This window comes from Bradyrhizobium sp. CCGB20, assembly GCF_024199855.1.
Classification (GTDB): domain Bacteria; phylum Pseudomonadota; class Alphaproteobacteria; order Rhizobiales; family Xanthobacteraceae; genus Bradyrhizobium.
The window spans coordinates 6,340,936-6,361,686 of sequence record NZ_JANADN010000001.1; the positions used below are offsets into that span (position 1 = coordinate 6,340,936).

The 20,751-nt window shown below is 64.1% G+C and carries 20 protein-coding genes; 3 read left to right on the forward strand and 17 right to left on the reverse strand.

All coding sequences use genetic code 11. The annotated features are described in order from the left end of the window. Nucleotides 1-39: 39 nt before the first annotated feature. From NLM15_RS29800 to thiD, 4 genes are all read right to left on the reverse strand, one after another. Nucleotides 40-1,023, reverse strand: coding sequence for a threonine/serine dehydratase (locus tag NLM15_RS29800; protein WP_254121347.1), 984 nt, complete (start codon nt 1,021-1,023; stop codon nt 40-42). Between the two features lie 62 nt (nt 1,024-1,085). Continuing rightward, complete coding sequence (locus tag NLM15_RS29805; RefSeq protein ID WP_254121348.1) at nt 1,086-2,129, reverse strand: glycosyltransferase family 1 protein; 1,044 nt, start codon at nt 2,127-2,129, stop codon at nt 1,086-1,088. Between the two features lie 13 nt (nt 2,130-2,142). Further along, a complete protein-coding gene (locus NLM15_RS29810; RefSeq protein ID WP_254121349.1) occupies nt 2,143-2,955 on the reverse strand; it encodes a UDP-2,3-diacylglucosamine diphosphatase in 813 nt (270 codons plus the stop codon). A gap of 230 nt (nt 2,956-3,185) precedes the next feature. Then, nucleotides 3,186-3,986, reverse strand: coding sequence for a bifunctional hydroxymethylpyrimidine kinase/phosphomethylpyrimidine kinase (gene thiD / locus NLM15_RS29815; RefSeq protein WP_254121350.1), 801 nt, complete (start codon nt 3,984-3,986; stop codon nt 3,186-3,188). Between the two features lie 129 nt (nt 3,987-4,115). Between thiD and NLM15_RS29820 the strand changes: the two genes are divergently transcribed. After that, entirely contained in the window at nt 4,116-4,361 is a 246-nt protein-coding gene (locus NLM15_RS29820) for an Lrp/AsnC family transcriptional regulator (protein ID WP_014493934.1), read from the forward strand. 48 nt (nt 4,362-4,409) lie between these two features. Here the strand turns inward: NLM15_RS29820 and NLM15_RS29825 are convergent, their stop codons facing one another. Then, a complete protein-coding gene (locus tag NLM15_RS29825) occupies nt 4,410-5,339 on the reverse strand; it encodes a cytochrome c (protein WP_254121351.1) in 930 nt (309 codons plus the stop codon). Nucleotides 5,340-5,492: 153 nt separating this feature from the next. Between NLM15_RS29825 and NLM15_RS29830 the strand changes: the two genes are divergently transcribed. Continuing rightward, nucleotides 5,493-5,909, forward strand: a complete 417-nt coding sequence (locus NLM15_RS29830) for a CHRD domain-containing protein (RefSeq protein ID WP_254121352.1) — start codon at nt 5,493-5,495, stop codon at nt 5,907-5,909. A 91-nt stretch (nt 5,910-6,000) separates the two neighbouring features. Here NLM15_RS29830 and NLM15_RS29835 read toward each other — a convergent pair whose 3' ends face one another. Both NLM15_RS29835 and NLM15_RS29840 read right to left on the reverse strand, forming a co-directional pair. Continuing rightward, nucleotides 6,001-6,498 carry a tetratricopeptide repeat protein gene (locus tag NLM15_RS29835; protein ID WP_254121353.1) on the reverse strand — a complete coding sequence of 166 codons (498 nt, stop codon included), beginning with the start codon at nt 6,496-6,498 and terminating at the stop codon, nt 6,001-6,003. Between the two features lie 107 nt (nt 6,499-6,605). Next, the gene (locus NLM15_RS29840; RefSeq protein WP_254121354.1) at nt 6,606-7,568 is read right to left on the reverse strand and encodes a winged helix-turn-helix domain-containing protein; all 963 of its coding nucleotides are present in this window, start codon (nt 7,566-7,568) and stop codon (nt 6,606-6,608) included. Nucleotides 7,569-7,734: 166 nt separating this feature from the next. Between NLM15_RS29840 and NLM15_RS29845 the strand changes: the two genes are divergently transcribed. Next, complete coding sequence (locus NLM15_RS29845; protein ID WP_254121355.1) at nt 7,735-8,046, forward strand: DUF1127 domain-containing protein; 312 nt, start codon at nt 7,735-7,737, stop codon at nt 8,044-8,046. Nucleotides 8,047-8,134: 88 nt separating this feature from the next. Here NLM15_RS29845 and NLM15_RS29850 read toward each other — a convergent pair whose 3' ends face one another. The 10 genes from NLM15_RS29850 to NLM15_RS29895 form a co-directional block, all read right to left on the reverse strand. After that, nucleotides 8,135-9,418: a cystathionine gamma-synthase family protein gene (locus NLM15_RS29850; RefSeq protein WP_254121356.1), complete on the reverse strand. Its 1,284-nt coding sequence runs from the start codon at nt 9,416-9,418 to the stop codon at nt 8,135-8,137. 396 nt (nt 9,419-9,814) lie between these two features. After that, nucleotides 9,815-10,261 carry a cytochrome c gene (locus NLM15_RS29855; protein WP_254121357.1) on the reverse strand — a complete coding sequence of 149 codons (447 nt, stop codon included), beginning with the start codon at nt 10,259-10,261 and terminating at the stop codon, nt 9,815-9,817. Nucleotides 10,262-10,442: 181 nt separating this feature from the next. After that, the gene (locus NLM15_RS29860; RefSeq protein ID WP_254121358.1) at nt 10,443-12,752 is read right to left on the reverse strand and encodes a xanthine dehydrogenase family protein molybdopterin-binding subunit; all 2,310 of its coding nucleotides are present in this window, start codon (nt 12,750-12,752) and stop codon (nt 10,443-10,445) included. Nucleotides 12,753-13,011: 259 nt separating this feature from the next. Then, complete coding sequence (locus tag NLM15_RS29865) at nt 13,012-13,398, reverse strand: DUF1127 domain-containing protein (RefSeq protein WP_254121359.1); 387 nt, start codon at nt 13,396-13,398, stop codon at nt 13,012-13,014. Nucleotides 13,399-13,666: 268 nt separating this feature from the next. After that, nucleotides 13,667-14,056, reverse strand: coding sequence for a hypothetical protein (locus NLM15_RS29870; RefSeq protein WP_254121360.1), 390 nt, complete (start codon nt 14,054-14,056; stop codon nt 13,667-13,669). Nucleotides 14,057-14,059: 3 nt separating this feature from the next. Then, nucleotides 14,060-15,586, reverse strand: coding sequence for a murein biosynthesis integral membrane protein MurJ (gene murJ, locus NLM15_RS29875; RefSeq protein WP_254121361.1), 1,527 nt, complete (start codon nt 15,584-15,586; stop codon nt 14,060-14,062). A 279-nt stretch (nt 15,587-15,865) separates the two neighbouring features. After that, nucleotides 15,866-17,017 (reverse strand): DegT/DnrJ/EryC1/StrS aminotransferase family protein, encoded by a 1,152-nt coding sequence (locus tag NLM15_RS29880; protein WP_254121362.1) that lies wholly within the window; start codon nt 17,015-17,017, stop codon nt 15,866-15,868. A 51-nt stretch (nt 17,018-17,068) separates the two neighbouring features. Continuing rightward, complete coding sequence (locus NLM15_RS29885; RefSeq protein ID WP_254121363.1) at nt 17,069-18,073, reverse strand: Gfo/Idh/MocA family protein; 1,005 nt, start codon at nt 18,071-18,073, stop codon at nt 17,069-17,071. Nucleotides 18,074-18,255: 182 nt separating this feature from the next. Further along, nucleotides 18,256-19,668, reverse strand: a complete 1,413-nt coding sequence (locus NLM15_RS29890; protein WP_254121364.1) for a mannose-1-phosphate guanylyltransferase/mannose-6-phosphate isomerase — start codon at nt 19,666-19,668, stop codon at nt 18,256-18,258. Between the two features lie 7 nt (nt 19,669-19,675). After that, nucleotides 19,676-20,665, reverse strand: coding sequence for an SDR family NAD(P)-dependent oxidoreductase (locus NLM15_RS29895; protein ID WP_254121365.1), 990 nt, complete (start codon nt 20,663-20,665; stop codon nt 19,676-19,678). Nucleotides 20,666-20,751: the final 86 nt, after the last annotated feature.

A 20,751-nucleotide genomic window follows, 5' to 3' on the forward strand; every position in this document is an offset into this window, starting at 1 on the left:
AAACGCTCTGCCCCTTCTTCATGTCAGAACATCAGGAACTCAGGCCACCAACTCGGCAAACAGATCCGCATCGACATTGCCGCCGGAGAGCACGATGACGACGTTCTTGCCGGCAACATCGAGGCGTCCCGCAAGCAGCGCGGCAAGGCCCACTGCGCCGCCGGGCTCGACCACGAGCTTCAGCTCGCGATAGGCAAACGCCACGGCCGCGCCGACTTCCTTGTCCGACGCAGTGACGCCCCGCGCCAGCAGCTTGCTGTTGATCGCAAACGTCATCTCGCCGGGGATCAGGGCCATCAGCGCATCGCAGATGGTGCGGCCCGCCGGCCCATGCGGCTCGCGATGCCCCGCGGTCAGCGAAATGCCGTGATCGTCGAACGCCTCGGGCTCGGCCACCACGATCTCGGCCTGCGGGTAGCGCGCCTTCACGGCGGTCGCAACGCCGGCGATCAGGCCGCCGCCGGAGGCCGGCGCCACCACGATGTCGGGCGCAAGGCCGAGCGTCGCCATGTCCTCGGCGATCTCGCGGCCGGCCGTGCCCTGCCCCGCGATCACGAAGGGATCGTCATAGGGCCTGACCAGCGTCGCGCCGCGCTTCTCGGCGATGCCGCGCGAGATCGCCTCGCGGTCGTCGCGGTCGCGGTCGTACAGCACGACCTCGGCGCCGTAGGATTTGGTGCGCTCGCGCTTCGACAGCGGCGCATCCGCGGGCATCACGATGGTCGCCTGCATGTCGAGGATCTTTGCCGCCGCCGCCACGCCTTGGGCGTGGTTGCCGGAGGAGAACGCGACGACGCCGCCGGCGCGCTTGTCCTGCGGGATCGAGAACACCTTGTTGAAGGCGCCGCGGAACTTGAAGGAGCCGGTCCGCTGGAGCATCTCCGGCTTCAGGAACACTTTGGCACCGACACGCTCGTTGAGCACGGGAAAGGACAACAGCGGGGTGCGGATGGCGAAGGGCGCGATCACGCGCGCTGCGGCATCGATATCGGCAGGGCCGATCGGGAGGAGCTGTTCGGTCATGGCCGAAGTTTATCGCGGCAGCCTCGGCGCGGGCAAGACACCTCCGCGAGAGGATTTCCCCTTTACGCGACGAAGCGTGGCTGTTCCGCCCCATTCCGGCCCGGCAGCACTGCGCCGACGGCCTCAATGCTGTCCACAAATACCCGGGCCGAGGCCTCCCAGGTGTAGCTGGCGGCGAATTCGACGCAGTCCTGCCGGGAGACGCCGAGCGCCGCAAAGCAGGCATTGCGCAGATCGTGATCGAGCGCGCCGACCGGCGCATCGCCGATCACGTCACGGGGTCCCTTCACCGGGAAGGCCGCCACCGGCAGGCCGCTGGCGAGCGCTTCCAGCAGGACCAGGCCGAACGTGTCGGTCTTGCTGGGGAATACGAACACGTCGGCAGCTGCATAGATCTCCGCCAGCGCCTCGCCGTGCTTCTCGCCGAGGAAGATCGCATCGGGATAGGCCTGTTCGAGCCCGGCGCGCGCCGGGCCGTCGCCGACGATCACCTTGGTACCGGGCAGATCGAGGTCGAGGAACGCCTCGAGATTCTTCTCCACCGCGACGCGGCCGACCGAAAGGAATACCGGCGCCGGCAGGCAGAGGTCGATGGCGCGAGGATGGAACAGCTCGGTGTCGACGCCGCGCGGCCACAGCACGACATTGTCAAAGCCGCGCTCGCCAAGCTCGCGGGCCAGCGCAGGCGTCGCCGCCATCACGGCGCGGCTGGGGCTGTGGAAACGGCGCAGCGCCCGCCAGATCAGGGAGCCCGGAACCGGCACACGGGCGCGGACATATTCGGGAAAGCGGGTGTGGAAGCTGGTCGTGAACGGCAGCTTGCGCTGGCGGCAGTAGCGGCGGACCATCAGGCCGATCGGCCCTTCCGTCGCGATGTGGATGCTGTCCGGGCGCGCCTCCTCGATCAGCCTCGCGATTCGCGCCGGACGCGGCATGGCGAGCCGCACGTCGCGATAGCTCGGCATCGCAAAGGTGCGGAACGATTGTGGCGTCAGGAACGTGAACTCGACACCGAGCCCCTTGGCGGCGTCAGCGAGCTTGGTCAGCGTCCGAACCACACCGTTGACTTGCGGGTGCCAGGCGTCGGTCGCGACCAGGATGCGCATCAAGCTGCCCTTGTTATGCAGCCTTGGCTGCGACCTGCGGGACCTGCGCCGGCTTCTGCGCGTGATCCGCCCAGGTGATGATCTCGAAATGACCGTCGTCGTGCTCGACCAGCGCCGTACAGCTCTCGACCCAGTCGCCGCAATTCATGTAGCGGATGCCGCCCTCGTCGCGGATCACGGCGTAGTGGATGTGGCCGCAGATCACGCCGTCGGCGTCGTGGCGCCGCGCCTCGGCGGCGAGCGCCTGCTCGAACGCGCCGATATAGTTGACCGCATTCTTGACCTTCTGCTTGGCCCATTGCGACAGCGACCAATAGGGTACGCCGAACATGCGCCGGAAGAAGTTGACGAAGCGATTCATCTGGATCGCGAAATCGTAGGCCTTGTCGCCGAGATGGGCGAGCCAGCGCGCGTTCTGCACCACGAGGTCGAAGATGTCGCCGTGGATGACGAGGTAGCGCTTGCCGTCCACGCCGGTGTGGACGGTGTTCTCGACGACGTCGATGCCGCCGAAATGCGTGCCGTAGTAGTTGCGCAGGAACTCGTCGTGATTGCCGGGGATGTAGATGACCTTGGCGCCCTTGCGCGCCTTGCGCAGCAGCTTCTGGACGAGGTCGTTATGCGATTGCGGCCAGTGCCAGCTCGATTTCAGCGCCCAGCCATCCACGATGTCGCCGACGAGATAGATCGTGTCGGCGTCGTGGTAGCGCAGGAAGTCGAGCAGAAGGTCGGCTTGAGAACCGCGGGCTCCGAGATGAACGTCGGAGATGAACAACGTGCGAAAGCGCCGTTCCGGGCTCTCGTCACTCGCATCGTAACTTCCCATGCGCCAGCCTGTAACAAATGTCCCGTGACAGGGGGATGACAGATTGAACCTTTGAGGCACCCTTAGATACGAATCAGACCTTGCCTCGCCCTCCCCGCGAATATCAGTCGCATGCGACAATCAGGCGACATGGCGCCGCAGCGGCCTCCGCAAGAAGGACGGAACTGGATGGCTGAATGGGTTAACGGCGGCGCTCCCGCGCACCGCTGACGGCGCGTTCGTGGCCGGCGTCAGTAAAACTTGTGGAAATGGTGGACTGGCCCGTGGCCGTGACCGACGCTGAAACGGTCGGCGGCCGCGATGGCCGCGCTGATCCAGGCCTTGGCGTTGCGCACGGCGCGCTCGAGATCCTCGCCCCTGGCAAGCCCCGCGGCGACGGCCGAGGACAGCGAGCACCCCGTGCCATGGGTGTTGCGGGTAGCGACGCGCGGCGCAGCGAGCGCGATCGCTTTTCCCGAATCCACGAGATAGTCGGTGCTCTCGGCGCCCTCGCCGTGCCCGCCCTTGATGAGCACCGCGCCGCAGCCGAGCGCCAGCAGGCGTCGTCCCTGAGCTTCGATCTCGGCCTCGCTCGCCGCGACGGGCTCGTCGAGAAGAGCGGCGGCCTCAGGCAGATTGGGCGTGATCACCGACGCCAGCGGCATCAGTTTTGTGCGCAGCGCCTCGACGGCCTCGGCCGCGAGCAGGCGATCGCCGGAGGTTGCGACCATCACGGGATCGAGCACGATATGCCGCGGCTTCCAGCGCGACAGAGCGGCTGCGATCGCATCGATGCTGGCGACCTGGGCCACCATGCCGATCTTCACCGCGCCGACCTCGAGATCGGAGAACACCGCGTCGATCTGCGCGGTGACGAACTCGGCGGGCACCGCGTGGATGCCGGTGACGCCGCGCGTGTTCTGCGCGGTCAGCGCCGTGATAGCGGACGCGCCATAAACGCCGAGCGCGGCAAAGGTCTTGAGGTCGGCCTGGATGCCGGCGCCGCCGCTCGAATCGGAGCCGGCGATGGTAAGCGCCACGGGCGTCGTCATGGGGTGATTTTCCGCTTCCTGGGGACCATGGCCCGTCCTAGCGCGCACCCCGCCGGCTCGCAAGTTCGCTTGCTAATTCCGGCCGGTTTTGGCCTATTAGCCGCCAGATACGCCTTCGGAGTGACTGCAATGGTTCCTTTTTTCGTCCAGATCAAATGCAAGCTCGGCCAGTCCTATACGGTCGCCAATGCGCTTGCCGAAGCCGAGATCGCCTCCGAAATCTACTCCACGGCTGGCCATTACGATTTGCTGGTGAAGTTCTACGTCGACAAGGACACCGACATCGGCCACTTCATCAACGAAAAGGTGCAGGTGCTGCCGGGCATCCAGGACACCCTCACCATCATCACCTTCAAGGCCTTTGGCGCGAGCTGACCGCCCGCAATTGACGCGCCTCGCAGGTATGCGAGGCGGATCGCCAAATCAGGTGCCGCTTTCCTTGCGCTTCGGCCGTGCCGGCCCGTCCACCGGCGGCAGCGACTTGATGTACTCGGCCATCGCCGCGAGATCCTCGTCCGGCAAATGCGAGGTGTTCTTGATCACGCGCGTCATCGCGCCGCCGACGCTGTCGCCATCGGGCAATTCGCCGGTCTTCAGGAAATAGGCGATGTCCTTCGCGCTCCACTCGCCGAGACGCTTCTGCGTGATGTTGGGCACCCAACCCTCGCCTTCCGGATTGGGCCCGCCGGCAAAGCGCTGGCCCGAGATGATGCCGCCAAGCGCATTGCGCGGGCTGTGGCATTCGGCGCAATGGCCAAAGCTGTTGACGAGATAGGCGCCGCGATTCCATTGCGGCGACTTCGTGCCGTCGGCGACGAACGGCTTTCCATCCAGAAACAGGAATTTCCAGATGCCGATGTTGCGCCGGATGTCGAACGGAAAGCGCACGTCGTGGTCACGCACCTTGCCTGCGACGGGCGGCAGCGTTTTCAGATAGGCGAAGAGGTCGAGCACGTCCTCGCGCCTGGCGTGCTGATAGGACGTGTAGGGAAAGGCCGGAAAGTAATGCTCTCCGTCCGGCGAGACCCCATGCATGACCGCGTTGACGAAATCGGCGTCGGTCCATTTGCCGATGCCGTAGGTCGGATCGGAGGAGATGTTCGGCGCGTAGAACGTTCCGAACGGGGACTTGATCGCGACGCCGCCGCCGAGCCTGGTACGGTCGGGTTGGTCGGGAGTGGCATGGCACGAGGCGCAGCCGCCGGCATTGAAGATCACTTCGCCATTGGCGAGGTTCGGGACGTGAGCAGGCGCGGTGCCGGCGGCCGCCACCACCGGTGCACTGAGCCACCAATAGGCGCCGGCAGCGATGACCGCGGCAAGCAGCGCGACGAGAATTGTTCGTTGCAACATGCAGATCCATTCATTGCTTGCCGCGAACTTATGACCGATGTCCACGCAGCTCCAGCCACGAAGAATTTAGCCCGCCCCGGCCGGAAACGGGAATAAACTGAAACGGCCACTGTTGGAAGTTTGGCAGGCCAGCGAGGCCTCAGGGAGAATGTCATGAAGAAGACCGTCATCGCCATGGTCGCGCTCGGCGCCGCCGCTTTTGCAGCCCCCGCCGGTGCCGAAAAGCTGAAAGCAACGCTCGACGGCAAGTCCGAGGTGCCCGCAACCACGACCAACGGCACCGGAACCGCCGATCTGGACTATGATGCCGCCAGCAAGAAGCTGTCCTGGAAGCTCAGCTATTCCGGTCTGTCCGGCCCGGCAACCGCCGCCCATTTCCACGGGCCCGCCGAGGCCGGCAAGAACGCCGGCGTCGCGGTCGCGATCCCGAATGCGACGTCCAGCCCGGTCGAGGGCTCGGCGACGCTGACCGACGCACAGGCCGCCGATCTGCTCGCGGGCAAGCTCTACGTCAACATCCACACCGCGGCCCATCCGGGCGGCGAGATCCGCGGCCAGGTGACGAAGTAGGCTCCAAGGCTGAGGCGGACGCGAAGGCTGGGCGCTGGAGGGAGCGTCCGGCCTTTTCGATTCCGCACGCCGCCAGGTGGCCCGCACACGCTCATTCCGGCATGCCGGCAACCCGGAGCGCTTGCGTCAGCTTTTCGGCATCTTCCCGTCGGGTGTATCGCCACGTGTACGCATTGATACGCTTGTTGGGACATAGCTTCATCGTGTCGGCGCAAGTCCGCCGCGCTTCCTCGACGTGGCCTGATGCGGCGTGACATGCCGCCAGAATGAATTGCGCAGGCGGAAAGATCGGTATCAGCCTGATGGCGGCTTCCGCGCAAGCCAAGGCGTCTTCGTTGCGGTCAGCAAGAAAATGACCAAAAGCCAAGCCCGTCTGGGCGTTGGCGCTCCCGTGCGGATGAAGCGGGTTCAAACGCAATGCAATGCTGAATTGCTCGATTGCGGCGTCACCACGACCAAGCCAAAGTTGGCTCCAACCGTTCCAATGTCTTGCGATAACGAGATTGGGATCCAGCTTTATCGCGCGCACGAGAAGGGCATCGCCTTCCTCGACCTCGCCTGCCATCTGGGAGAGCGCGTGTCCGGCCATCGCAAGCACCGACGGATCATTCGGGTCTAGCTCGACCGCTCGCCTCGCCAGCCGCTGGGCTTCACTGCATTCGCGGGCCGCATCAGTGACCCAGTCGAAAACGTTCCTCAGGATGTAGCAACGGGCGCCGAGCGCGTATGGGCCGCGAATTCGGGATCGATCTCGCGTGCGGTCTTTGCGAGCTCGATAGCCTCGATGCTTGCCTCCTCGGTAAATTTGAAGAAGGCGGCGAACGCCCTGAGATAATAATCGTAGGCCTGCAGGTTGTCGGTGGGTTTGCGCTGGGCGCGCTCGATTTCGGCGCGCTCCAGTCGCGGGGAGATTGCGCCGATGACGCTGCTCGTCAGCCGATCCTGCAGGTCGAAAATATCTTCGATCTCACTGTCAAACCGGTCCGTCCAGAGATGCAGGCCGGTCGCCGCGTCGATCAACTGACCGGCTATTCGGACTCGATTGCCGGCCTTGCGCACACTGCCTTCGAGCACGTAGCGAACGCCCAGCTCCTGACCGATCTGTTTGACGTCGATCGCCCTGCCCTTGTAGGCCAGAGTCGAATGTCTCGCGATGACGAAAAGAGACTTCGAACGCGATAGGCCCAAAATGATGTCCTCAACCATGCCATCGGCAAAATAGTCCTGCTCCGGATCGGAGCACAGGTTGGCGAATGGAAGGACCGCGATCGAGGGTTTGTCGGGAAGCGAGAGCGCAGGTTTCGGCGTCTCGGCCCCGCCGTCGGCGACTGCTCCGCCGTCGGCGGTAAGCGTTTCACGGACCTGACCGACGAAGCGGAAGCCTCTGCGGGGCAGAGTTCTTATCAGCCGCTGCTCTTCGCCGGAATCCCCGATCGCGCAGCGCGCACTGTTGAGGCGGGTCGTCAGCGCGGCGTCGGACACGCAGCGCCCCTGCCAAATGGCATCGATAAGTTCGTCCTTGCCTACGACGCGCTCCCGGTTGCGGATCAGGTAATCGAGGAGATCGAACGCCTGTGGCGCAACGGAGATCCGATCCGCTCCGCGATGCAGCTCTCGCCGACCGGCGTCGAATGCATACTCCTCAAAGAGATAGCGCAAGGTGCGAATCCCTTGGGTAGGTCCCCCCGGCGACCGGGTGGAAGTTCGGCCTGTTGGACATGCAAGAATAAGCCGCCGGTAGGGAAAATGTAAGCTGCCGGTCAAGCGCGCCCGTCGGTCTTGGGGCACCTTTGTAAGGTGGAAAGCACCTTCCGGAGGCACCGAAATGACCATGATCCACGGTACAATGTGGCTGGAACGGAGGTCGACATCAACACGACACGTCCCCAGCCTGATCCGTCAATACTGGGATGCCTTTCAGGCACGTCGCGAGCGCCGGCGATTGCGCGCCACGTTGTCAGGTTTGAATGACCGGGAGCTGATGGACATCGGCACCACCCGCGGCGAGATCGACTACGTTGCCTCGAACCCCGATGTCGATCCGCGAGACATCGTGAACTATTCGCGAGGGGCGCAAGTGCGGAGCCAAACGAGATCCATCACCGATCAATCGGTCCCCGCCGGACCAACCGTTTAGCGCTGTGGCTCGTCGCGCCAAAGACGGCACGTCAGAGCCAGGTACAGGGCATTGATGGGCGCGCTTCGGCAGTTTCCGGCCTGCCCCCTCAAGCCGCGTTCAGCGCCTGCGCGAGGTCCGCGATCAGGTCCGACGGGTTTTCGATGCCGATCGACAACCGGATCGTGGAATCGAGGACGCCGATTTTCCGGCGGATGTCGGCGGGAACGCCGGAATGGGTCATGGTTGCAGGCAGGCTCGCGAGCGATTCCGTTCCACCGAGACTCACCGCCAGCTTGAGGATTTGCAGCGCGTTGAGGAATTTCACGGCCGCTTCCTTGCCGCCGGCGATGTCGAACGAGAACGTGGATCCCGCCCCGAGGCATTGCCGCGCGAACACAAGTCCGGCCGGCGACGCCTCCTCGTGATGACCGAGATAGTGAACCTTGGCCACCTTGGGGTGATCGCGCAAATAGTCCGCCACGAGGCGCGCGTTCGCATCGGCCTTTTCCATGCGCAGGCTCAGCGTCTCGAGCGACCGGTTGATCATCCAGCAGGAATGCGGATCGAGCTGGGTGCCGATGGCGCCCCTCAGCGCCTTGATGCCTTTCATCAGCGCCTTCGAGCCGAGCGCGGCGCCCGCGATCAGGTCGGAATGACCGCCGACATATTTGGTGAGCGAGTACAGGGAAATATCCGCGCCATGCTCGATCGGCCGCTGAAACACCGGTCCCAGCAGCGTATTGTCGCAGGCGATGATCGGAACGTGTCCCTGAGTCTTCCCGATGGCCTCGGCGACACGGCGGATCATCGCGATATCGACCAGGCCGTTGGTCGGGTTGGCCGGGGTTTCGATCAGAATCATCGAAACCCGCCCCTTGCCCACGGCCTCCTCCGAGGCCTGCCTGACCAGGGCTTCATCGACGCCGTCGGCAAAGCCGACCGCGCCGATCGACAGACGCGCAAGCGTGTTCGTCAGCAGGGTTTCCGTCCCGCCATAGAGCGGCTGGGAGTGCAGAATGACATCGCCGGGGCGGACGAAGGCCAGGATCGTGGTTGCGATGGCCGCCATGCCGGACGAGAACAGCGCACAGCTCTCGGTGCGCTCGTAGATCGCGAGCCTGTCCTCGACGATTTCGCTGTTGGGGTGATTGAAGCGCGAATAGACCAGGCCCGCGCCCATCCCCTCCGGCGGTTCGCGACGGCCGGCGACGAAATCGAAAAAGTCCTGCCCGTCGTCCGCGGTCTTGAACACGAAGGTCGAGGTCAGGAACACCGGAGGCTTGATGGCGCCTTCCGATAGTTGCGGATCATAGCCATAGGTCAGCATCAGCGTCTCGGGATGCAGCATGTGGTTGCCGATGTGCGTCTTCGACGGGAACGGTTTTGCCATGGCCTGTCTCGCTGTTTTGATTCAGTGCTCGCGGCGCTGGAGCTTTCGCGATGATGGAGCAATCAGAATCGGATGCGTTCCGATAGCTCACATCAACGTCGCCGCAGTTGGCGTAAAGATAGCTGCTCCAGCAGCGATCCGTCAGGGCTTGCGAACAGAATTTCCTGCGGGCCGACTCATTGCTGGTCACGAGGTCCGTAGCCCGGATGAGCGAAGCGACATCCGGGATAGGTTTCGCAACTCGTACAGGTGTCCCGGATTTCGCTTCGCTCATCCGGGCTACGAGACTGGACGCCGAGGCAACAAAAAAGGCGGCCGCTTTCGCAGGCCGCCTTTTCGTTTCTATCGGTCCTGTAGCCCGGATGGCGCGCAAGCGTAATCCGGGCTACGAATCCCTCAGCTGTTCTTCACACGGAAGGTCTCGTGGCAGCCGCCGCATTCCTTGCCGACGGCGGGGAAATTCGCCTTGAGCGAATCGATGTCCTTGATCTTGCCCTTGGCCTCGCCGACGACCTTGGCGAAGCTTGCGATCTTGGCGTCGAAGCCGGCCTTGTCTTCCCAGACCTTCGGCGAGGCGCTGTAGTCGCCCTCGGGCTTCATGCCCTTGGCGCTGGCCGGAAACAGGTTCGGCAGCTTCTTGGCGGTATCCTCGAACTGCGCCAGCGCGCTGTCCACCGTGGCCTGGTCGTAGGGCTTCTCGCCCTTGACTATCGCCGCCACCGCGCCGGCGTTCTTGCCGTTGCCCTTCATGAGGGTCTGAACTTCCTTGACGGAGGCCTGCTCCGCCCAGACGGCGCCCATGCCGAGCAGCAGCACGCTCCCGACAACCAAAACTCGCTTCATTCGCAAAATCCCTTTCCCATGATGCAGGATCGTGCTGACCCCTCAATGGGCCAACACCGCTTGGCAGGTTTCATTCCATCCAGGGCGCGACGCTAAATTGTCGCGCTTTGGACGATTTGGTTGGCCGGGCAAACGCGTTCCGCGTTTGCCCCCGCAAAACGCGTTCCGCGTTTGCTAGGGATCACAGGCTGTGACGGCGATGGTGCTCGTTGATGGCGATCCACACCCGCTCCGGTGTGGCCGGCATGTCGATGTGGTCGATCTTGTATTCGCGCCAGAGCCCGTCGACGATGGCGTTGACGACCGCCGGACAGGAGCCGATCGCGCCGGCCTCGCCCGCCCCCTTCACGCCCAGCGGATTGGTCTTGCAGGGAACGTTGGCGGTCTCGAACACGAAGGCCGGACCGTCTGCCGCGCGCGGCAGCGCATAGTCCATGAAGGTCGCCGTGATGAGCTGGCCGTCGCCCGCGCCATAGACCACCTGCTCCATCAGCGCCTGGCCGATGCCCTGCATGGCGCCACCATGCACCTGGCCCGCCAGAAGCAGCGGATTGAGCGTCTTGCCGAAATCGTCGACGATCACGTAGTTCACGATCTTGATGATGCCGGTCGCCGGGTCGATCTCGACTTCCGCCAGATGCGTGCCGTTGGGATAAGTGCCGTCGGCGCTGGCGAAGGTCGCGCTGCCGTTCAGCTTCGACGGATCGGCGCCGGGCCGCTTGGCGAGGTCGGCGAATGAGATCGAGCGGTCGGTGCCGGCGATCCGGATCACACCGTCGGTGATCTCGAGGTCGCCCGCGCTCGCTTCCAGCGCCTGGGCTGCAAACTCCCTCAGCTTCTTGCCCAGCTCGCCCGTAGCACGCTCGACGCAGACGCCGCCCGTGGGAATCGAGGCCGAGCCACCGGTGCCGAGGCCCGTCGCGATCTCGCCGGTGTCGCCCTGGCGGATATGAACACGCTCTGGCGGCAGGCCGAACTGTTCGGCGACGATCTGAGCATATGCCGTCTGGTGACCCTGCCCGCTCGATTGCGTGCCGATCAGGACGGTGACGTCGCCACTGGGATCGAGGCGGACGTTGGCCGTCTCCTCACCCATCACGCCGCAGATCTCGACATAGCTCGCAAGGCCGATGCCGCGGATCAGGCCGTTCTTCTTGGCCGCCTTGGCGCGCTTTCCAAATTCCTTCCACTCGCCGATCTCCATCGCGCGCTTCAGATGCGCGGCGAAGTCGCCGGAATCGTAGACCTTGCCCGTGGCCGTCTTGTACGGCAGAGCCTTCGGCTGAATGAAGTTCTTGCGGCGGATGGCATCCGGCGTCATGTCGAGTTTTCGCGCGCAGGCGTCCACGAGGCGCTCGATGACATAGGCGGCCTCAGGCCGCCCGGCACCGCGATAGGCGTCAACCGGCACGCTGTGGGTGAAGATGGTGCGCACTCGGCAGTGGAAGGCCTGGATGTCGTAGAGACCCGGCAGCATGCCGGCGCCGCCATGCGGAATGTAGGGCCCGAAGGTCGACAGATAGGCGCCCATGTCGCCCATCAGGTCGCAATCCATCGCGAGGAATTTGCCGTCTTCAGTCAGCGCCATCTTGGCGGTGGTGACGTTGTCGCGGCCCTGCGCATCGCCCATGAAATGCTCGGTGCGATCGGCGGCCCATTTCACCGCCTTCTTCAGTTTTCGCGCGGCGACTGCCATCAAGGCGTATTCGCGGTACGGAAACAGCTTCGTGCCAAAGCCGCCGCCGACGTCGGGGCAGATCACCCGCATCTTGTCGGTCGGGATGTTCAGCACGTTCTGGCAGAGGATGTCGCGCAGCCGGTGGCTGCCCTGGCTGCCGATCGTCAGAGTCAAATGATCGTTCTTGGCGTCGTATTCGCAGACCGCGGCGCGCGTCTCCATGAAGCTCGCGACCACGCGCGGATTGACGATGGAGATTTCGGCCACCGCATGCGCCTTCGCAAAGGCGGCTTCGGTCGCAGCCTTGTCGCCGATCGAGACGTCGAACAGCACGTTGCCGGCCTTGTCGGGCCAGACCTGCGGCGCGCCCTTCTTGATGGCGTTGACGACGCCGGTCACAGCCGGCAGCGGACTCCACTTGACGTCGATCGCCTCGATCGCGTCGCGGGCCTGGTCGATGGTCTCGGCGACCACGAAGGCGATGGAATCGCCGACATGGCGCACCTCGTCCTTGGCGAGGATCGGGTAAGGCGGGCCGGTGAACGGATCGGTCTCGAGATTGAACAGGCAGGGCAGATTGCCGAGATCGCCAACATCGTCGGCGGTCAGGATCAGCGTAACGCCGGGCAGCGTGCGGGCACGGCTGGCATCGATGGTGTATTTGGCATGCGCATGTGGCGAACGCAGCATCAGGCAGCGCAAAGCGGCCTGCGGCGCGTAATCGTCGGTATAGCGGCCCTTGCCGCGGATGAGCGCGTCATCCTCCTTGCGCAGCACGCTTTGGCCAACGCCGAACTTGATGGGAGCCGCCATGTTCTTGTCCCGTCCTATGGTTGTTTTGCCGGCATATTGCCGTGGAAAAAGTGGCAAGGCAAACGGCTTTAGGCGGGCCTGCCCCGCGAAAGATCGCCCCATGCTTCGCCCGTCAAAAGGAGGAGCGCGGAAAGGCGCGGCCTGGTCATTTCCCTGTGAAGATCGATGATTCTGCACCGCAGCGCACGCCTGAGAACAAGCGGCCGCATGGACCGCCGCTTGTTCTCAGAGCGTATGTCAGCCTCTCGCGGCCGGTCATCTACATCCCACCCCGATGCAAGAGATATCTCGTGTGATCTCTCAGCGTATCGATCGCTCTCTGAGGCGTGAGGTAGTCGATATCACCGCGCGTCAGGCCGATATCCGCCAGTTCCCTGTCACTCAGGTACTGCAGCGTGAGTCGTGGGCCTTGGCGCCGCTCCTGAAACGCACGCCAATATCGCTTGAGCAGACCGAGGACGCTTCGCGTCGATGCAGCCGTTGGTCCGGCGGCATCCTTATGATCCAGCGCTGCGGCGGACGCCTTGAGGCGCGCTGCCAAAGCCTGGTCGATCGCATCCTTCGCCTGCGCGATCGAGAGGTTGAGGCCGCGCCTTGCGGCATCGTCCTCAATCCCGGGTGAGATGTTCGTCAGTTGGGGTGGCATCGCATGCTCCTGCTGTTGTGCCGGCAGGGAGCGTGGCCAAATGAAAAGGCCCCGTCCGATGCCGGCGGGGCCTGGTGGAAAAGATGTCGTCGTCGAAATGCTAGCGCACGACTCCTTCCACGGCCCAGCCGAAGCGGGTCATGTTCGAGAAGTTGACGTTGCGCGAGCATTTAAACATAGCAGCATCCATATCACGGTGGTCGCGCAAAATCAAGAGATGTAGGGAAGTCGACTGCATCCTGAAGGCGAGCCAAGTCCAATCTGGATGTCAGCCAATCCGGAAACTTGAAGCATCGTTTTCGTTGTCGATGGTGATCGTGCGGTCGTTCTCAAAATAGAACGTCACACTGCCGCCGGCCGGGATGGTTTCCATCCTGTATTCTCCGAGACGATGGCCAACAACGCCAGCGATGGCGCCCACGTCAACGTGAGGATACTCCGAGCCCTCACTCTCGATCGTCCAGGGGTTGGGTGCGTCCGGAATTGGCCGCCAAAAGATGACCCCACAGTCGATGACGAGTTTGTGCCAAACACCGTCAAAACAAAGATAAACGACATTGGCATTGGCTAAGAGTTGGCCTTTGGAGACGAAGCCCTCACAAATGAATGCCTCGCACATGAGTCCGGCCAATTTGGGTGGTTGACCAATGAGCTCCATGGTCTAGCCGCGCACCAGCGAAACCAGCCAGCGCCGGCCGAACAGCACGAGGATCGCGAGCGCGTAGACGATCGTGCCCCCGACGGCCAACAGGACCAGCGTCAATTCGTCGTGGAAGCGCATCGAGGCAAGATAGGTGCCGCCGAAGCGCGCGATCAGCCAGAAGGCGGCGGCGAGGATGATCCCGATCAGCAGGAATTTCGCGAGCGACATCAGCCAGGCGCGGTCGAGCACGAGAAAGCCTCGCCGCACGGCGAAGAACAACACCAGCAAGAGATTGGTCCAGACACCGACGGCGGTGGCCAGCGCGAGGCCAATCTGGGCGAGCGACCCCATCAAGGCGACTTTGAGGGCAACGTTGACCGCGATGCCGGTCAGCGACGCCCGCACCGGCGTCGCGGTATCCTTGCGGGCATAGAAAGTCGCCACCGCGCTTCGGATCAGGACGAACGGGATCAGGCCGATGGCATAGGCCGCGAGCGTGGCGCCGGCGGCGGTGGCATCGGCCTTCGAGAACGCGCCGTGTGCGAACAGCGCACGCATGATCGCGTCGGGCACGGTGAGGAAGGCCGCGACGAACGGCAGAGAGAATAGCAGCGTGAAATCGAATGCGCGGCGCTGTGCCTTCATGGCGCCGTCATGGTCGTTGGCGGTGATCCGCCGCGACATTTCCGGCAACAGCACGGTGCCGATGGCGATGCCGATCACGCCGATCGGCAGCTGATTGAGGCGGTCGGCGTAATAGAGCGCCGAGAGCGCGCCCGCAGGCAGGAAGGTCGCGATGATGGTGTCCGCGAACAGCGCGACCTGCGTCCCCATCGAGCCCAGCGTCGCCGGCCCGAGCGCCCTGAAAAATGCGCGGACGTCTTCGTCGAGCCTCAGCGGCGCAAAGCGCGGCAGGCCGCCATGACGCGCGAGGTCGCCCGCAAGCAGGAAATATTGCAGGAAGCCCGAAATCAGCACGCCCCAGGCCGCCGCGTGGCCCGCGGTCGGAAACCAGGCGGCGAGCGCCAGCGTCATCATCATCGCGACGTTGAGGAAGATCGACGCAGCCGCGGCGCTGGCAAAGCGCTGCATCACGTTGAGCATGCCGCCATAGAGCGTCACCAGCGTGATCAGCAGCAGATAAGGAAAGGTGATCCGGGTCAGCTCGATCGCGAGCTTGCGCTGCTCGGCATCCTCACTAAAGCCCGGCGCAAGAATGCTCATGGCCTGCGGCATGAACAGCCAGGCGACGATCAGCAGCACCACCTGCGAGGCCAGCAGCAGCGTGAAGATGCGGTCGGCGAACAGTTTTGCCGCCCCCTCCCCGCGCTCGCCATGGACGTGGGCATAGGCCGGCACCCAGGCGGCGTTGAAGGCCCCCTCGGCGAAGATCGCGCGGAAATGATTGGGCAGCCGCAGCGCCACGAAAAAGGCGTCGGCCACGGGACCGGCGCCCAGGATCGCCGCGAGCATGATGTCGCGGGCAAATCCCGTCAGCCGCGAGAGCAGCGTGTAACCACCGACCGTGAAGATGCGTCCGAGCATGCGTCTGTTTTAGAGACGAATCGGTCGATCGATAAGACTTCGCCGTCTGATGTGATCAAAAAAGACGGTTGAAGTCGGATGGCGCCCTGCGATGCGCGTTGTTGCGCCCTCTCCCCTTGTGGGAGAGGGCAGCGCCGCAAGTTGACACGAACTCATTAGGGTGAGGGGTCTCTCTCGGCACTTTCCACGCGGAGAGAGACCCCTCACCCGTCTCGCCGCTTTGCGGCGAGCCACCCTCTCCCACAAGGGGAGAGGGCAAGAACAGCAAAAACGGCGAAATCAGGCCGCAAGCGCGCCGTGGACGGCGGCGATGATTCGCTCCTGATCGGCTTCGGTCAGGTAGGCGTGCATCGGCAGGCTGATGACGTCCTGCGACAGGCTCTCGCAGCCCGGCAACCCGCCCTCGGCGACCGGATACTGCTTGTAGGCGGTCTGCTGATGCATCGACTTGCCGTAATAGATCGCGGTCGGCACGCCCTGGGCTTTTAGCGCGGCAGCGAAACCGTCGCGATCGGTACCCTCAGGGAGACGGATGGTGTACTGCGCCCAGACCGAGGTGTTGCCGGGGCTAAGGCGCGGCACGGTGACGACATTGGACAGGCCGCGCGCATAACGCTCGGCAACCTTATTGCGGGCAGCGATCTCGTCGTCAAAGATCTTCAGCTTCTCGATCAGGATCGCGGCCTGCATGGTGTCGATCCGGCCGGTCAGGCCGAGGCGGACGTTGTCGTATTTGTCGACACCCTGCCCGTGCACGCGGATGCTGCGCAGCGTTGCCGCGAGCTCATCGTCATCGGTGAAGATCGCGCCGCCGTCACCAAAACAGCCGAGCGGCTTTGCGGGGAAGAAGCTGGTCGCAGTGGCGAGCCCGAAGGTGCCGAGCTTACGGCCCTTGTAGCTCGCGCCAAAGCCCTGGGCTGCGTCATCGAGCACGAACAGGCCTTCGGCCTTCGCGATCTCGGCGATGGCATCGTGATCGGCGGGCTGGCCGAACAGGTCAACCGGAATCACTGCAACGGGCTTCAGGCCGGCCTTGCGAGCGGTCGCGATGCCGCGCTTGAGCGACTCCGGGCTCATGTTGAAGGTGGTCTCATCCACGTCCACATAGACCGGCGTCGCGCCGGTCCGCGCCACCGGCGAAGCGGTCGCGATGAAGGTGAAGGACGGACAGAACACGGCATCGCCGGGCCCGACATTCTTCGCCATCATCACCATCAGGATCGCGTCGGTGCCGCTGGCGCAGCCGATCACATGCTTGGCGCCGCTATAGGCCGCAAGCTGCTTCTCGAGCTCGGCGACTTCAGGGCCGTTGACGAACTGGCAATGGTCGAGCACGCGCTTGACGGCGGCATCGAGCGCGTCGCCGAGCCGGCGGCGCTGTGAGGCGACGTCGATGAAGGGAATGGGTTCGGAACGCAGATGCTGGTTCATGGCGCCTTGCTGATTTTCTTGCGAAGTTTGAGAAGTCGACATGGAAAGGGTTCAGCCGGCGACGCGGCGCGGGCCTGTGCGGGCGGGTGCCTTGGCCGCGGGCCGCGACGGCGTTTCCAGGCACTGCGTCGCGATCTCGAGGCTGGCGACGCCTTCGTCGCCGGTGACCGCCGGCGTCTCGCCATCGCGCACGGCTTTGAGGAACGCGATCAGCTCGGCGCGGAGCGGCTCGTCGTGGCCGACCGGCAGATGCCGCATCGAATAGCTGCCGTCCGGCTGGAAGCCGAAGCATTCGGTGACCTGGCGCGTGAGCAGATCACCCATCACGTATTTGCCGCGGGTCGCGACCGTGACGCTGCGCGCCTTGAACGGCGTCAGCCAGTTGGTGTTGATGTGCGCGAGCACGCCGTTGGCGGTGCGGAACTGGAGCAGCGCGATGTCCTCGCGCTCGGCGACCGCGCTCGACAGCTGCGGTTGCACCTCGACGATGTCGGATTCGGTGAACCAGCGGATCAGGTCGATGTCGTGCACGGCGAGGTCGATGACGACGCCGACATTGGACATGCGCGGCGGGAACGGGCCGACGCGGGTGATCGCGATGGAGAGAATATCCTCGCCCGCGATCGCCTGCTTGACGGCGGCGACCGCCGGATTGAAGCGCTCGACGTGGCCGATCATCAGCGTCACGCCGGCCTTCTGCGCGGCCGCGACGATCTCGCGGCCCTCTTCGACCGTGGAGGCGATCGGCTTCTCGACCAGCACGTGGATGTTCCTGGCGATGCAGGCGAGCGCGACCTCGTGATGCAGATGGGTCGGCGCCGCGATGGTGACGGCATCGACGCCTTCGGCGAAGAGCTGTTCGAGCGTCTCGAAGCCCCGGCAGCTGGCAAGCTCGGTGGTGCGCGTGCGGTGCGTCGGCGAAGGATCGACGATGCCGACCAGGCTGACGCCGGGAAGCCCGCTGAGCACGCGCGCATGGTTGCTGCCCATCACGCCCGCGCCAATGACGCCGACGCGCAAGCCGGCCTTTGCCGGTGCAGAGCCTTTGGAACTCATCTGAGTAAACCCCGATTCAACACAAATCCCCGGGCCGCTTCTAGCACGGGCGCCACATTTGTGGCGAATGCCGGCCTAGCGATCCGGACACGATTTGATTCAAAAAATTACACGTTACCCGGGCCTTAGGCCGAAAAGAGACCGCCTTCTCGGCCCGGGTCACGTGATTCGGAGTTTGCTGGTTACGACCTTTGATAGTCGTCTTCAATCCGGATGATGTCGTCTTCCCCGAGATAGCTTCCGGTCTGGACCTCGATGAGTTCCAGCATGATTTTACCGGGGTTCTCCATCCGGTGCACCGCGCCCATCGGGATGTAGATCGACTCGTTCTCGTGCACCGTCTTCACGGTCTCGTTGACGGTGACCCGGGCGGCGCCGCGCACGACAATCCAGTGCTCGGCGCGATGATGATGCTTCTGCAGCGACAGCCGCCCGCCCGGCTTCACCACGATGCGCTTGACCTGGTGACGCTCGCCATTGTCGACGGACTGATAGCTGCCCCAGGGCCGGTGCACCTTGAGATGCTCCTCGGTGACCTTGGGCGCGACCGTCTTGAGCTTGGTCACGAGTCGCTTCAGGCCGTTGGCGTCCTTCTGGCGCGAGACCAGCACCGCATCCGCGGTGGCGACCACGACGAGATCGTCGACGCCTTCGAGCGCGACCAGCGCCTGGTCGGTGGTGACGTTGCAGTTGCGCGAGTCCTCGAACACGGCAGTGCCGTGCGACGCGTTGCCTTGCGCGTCCTTGTCCGACAATTCCCACACCGCGTGCCAGGAGCCGACGTCGGACCAGCCGCAGGACACCGGCACGACCGCAGCGCGCGAGGTCTTCTCCATCACCGCATAGTCGATCGAGATCGCCTTCGCCGCGCCGAACGCCTCGGGCTCCAGCGTCACGAAGCCGAGATCGCGGCCCGCATTGGCGACGGCGTTGGAGATCGCTTCCACGCTTGCCGCGTCGACCTTGCGATATTCGTCGAGCAGGACGGTGGCCGGGAACATGAAGTTGCCGCTGTTCCAGAGATAGCCCGAGCTGACGTAGTCGGCCGCCTTCACGGCATCGGGCTTTTCGACGAAGCGCGCGACGGCATGCACCTCGCCGGAGATCACCTCGCCCGGGCTGATATAGCCGTATTCGGTCGCCGGCCGCTCCGGCTTCACGCCGAAGGTGACGATGCGCCCGGCGCTCGCGGCGGTGAGGCCTTCGCGGCATGCCGCGACGAAAGCCGCATTGTCCTGCACCACGTGGTCGGCGGCGAGCGCGAGCACGATCGCTTCACCGGAGCGGTTCTGCGCGAACACCGCGCCCGCGGCGATCGCCGGGCCGGAATCGCGCCGCATCGGCTCGAGGATCACGTCGGCCTCGATGCCGATCTCGGCGAGCTGCTCCAGCACCATGAAGCGATAGGACGCATTGGTGATGACGATCGGACGATCGAACAGCGAGGCATCGGACACGCGCAGCAGCGTGTCCTGGAAGGTCGAGCGCGTGCCGAACAACGGCAGGAACTGCTTGGGGCGCACCTCGCGCGAGGCCGGCCACAGCCGCGTGCCGGCACCGCCGCACATGATCAGGGGGATAATGCGTTTGTCCATCGTCATTTCAAACCTTGAAGTAGTCCCGATACCAGGTGACAAAATTACGAACCCCGTGCGCGATCGGCGTTGACGGTGCAAAGCCGGTATCGCGCATCAGGTCCTCGACATCCGCGAACGTTTCCAAAACGTCTCCCGGCTGCATCGGCAGCAATTCTTTGATTGCCGTCCGACCCAGCTCCTGCTCCAGAAGTCCGACGACATGCATCAGCTCTTCCGGATGGTGGTTGCCGACATTGTAGACCTTAGACGGCGCATTTGCGGCAGCCGGGTCATCCGCGGGCACCCGATCGATGAGCTTGGACACTACACGGGTGACGTCGTCAATATAGGTGAAGTCGCGGCGCATTTTGCCATGGTTAAAGAGCCGGATCGGCTTGTCCGCCATGATGGCGTTCACGAACAGAAACATAGCCATGTCCGGCCGTCCCCACGGACCGTAGATGGTGAAGAAGCGCAGGCCCGTGACCGGCAGCCGGTAGAGATGGCTGTAGGACTGCGCCATCATCTCGTTCGCCTTCTTGGTCGCGGCATAGAAGCTCACGGGATGGTCGGTGCGGTCCTGCACGGCAAATGGCAGTTTAGTGTTGGCGCCATAAACGGAGGATGACGAGGCGTAGACGAGATGACGACAACCGTTGTTGCGGCAGCCCTCGAGCACGTTGAGGAAGCCCGATAGATTGGAATCGGCGTAAGTTTGCGGCCGCTCGATCGAGTAGCGCACGCCGGCCTGGGCCGCGAGATGCACGACTTTGGCAAATCGGTGTCGCGCAAACAGTGCCGCGATGGTGTCGCGGTCGGCGAGATCGGCCTCGACGAAGGAAAAGCGGGAATCGTTCCGCAGCAGCGCCAGGCGTGCCTGTTTCAGCGCCGGATCGTAATAGCTGTTGAGATTGTCGAGCCCGACCACGGGCCGGCCTTCAGCCAGAAGCTGCCGGGCGACGTGAAAGCCGATGAACCCGGCGGCACCGGTGACCAAAATCGCCTGATCCGTCATCCTGTTCCCAAGGGATCTCTCGCCCGCAGCGCCTCTTTAGCCGCGCCAGCGAGGGGGTCGCAATAGCCCGAGAGACAGCTATTGCA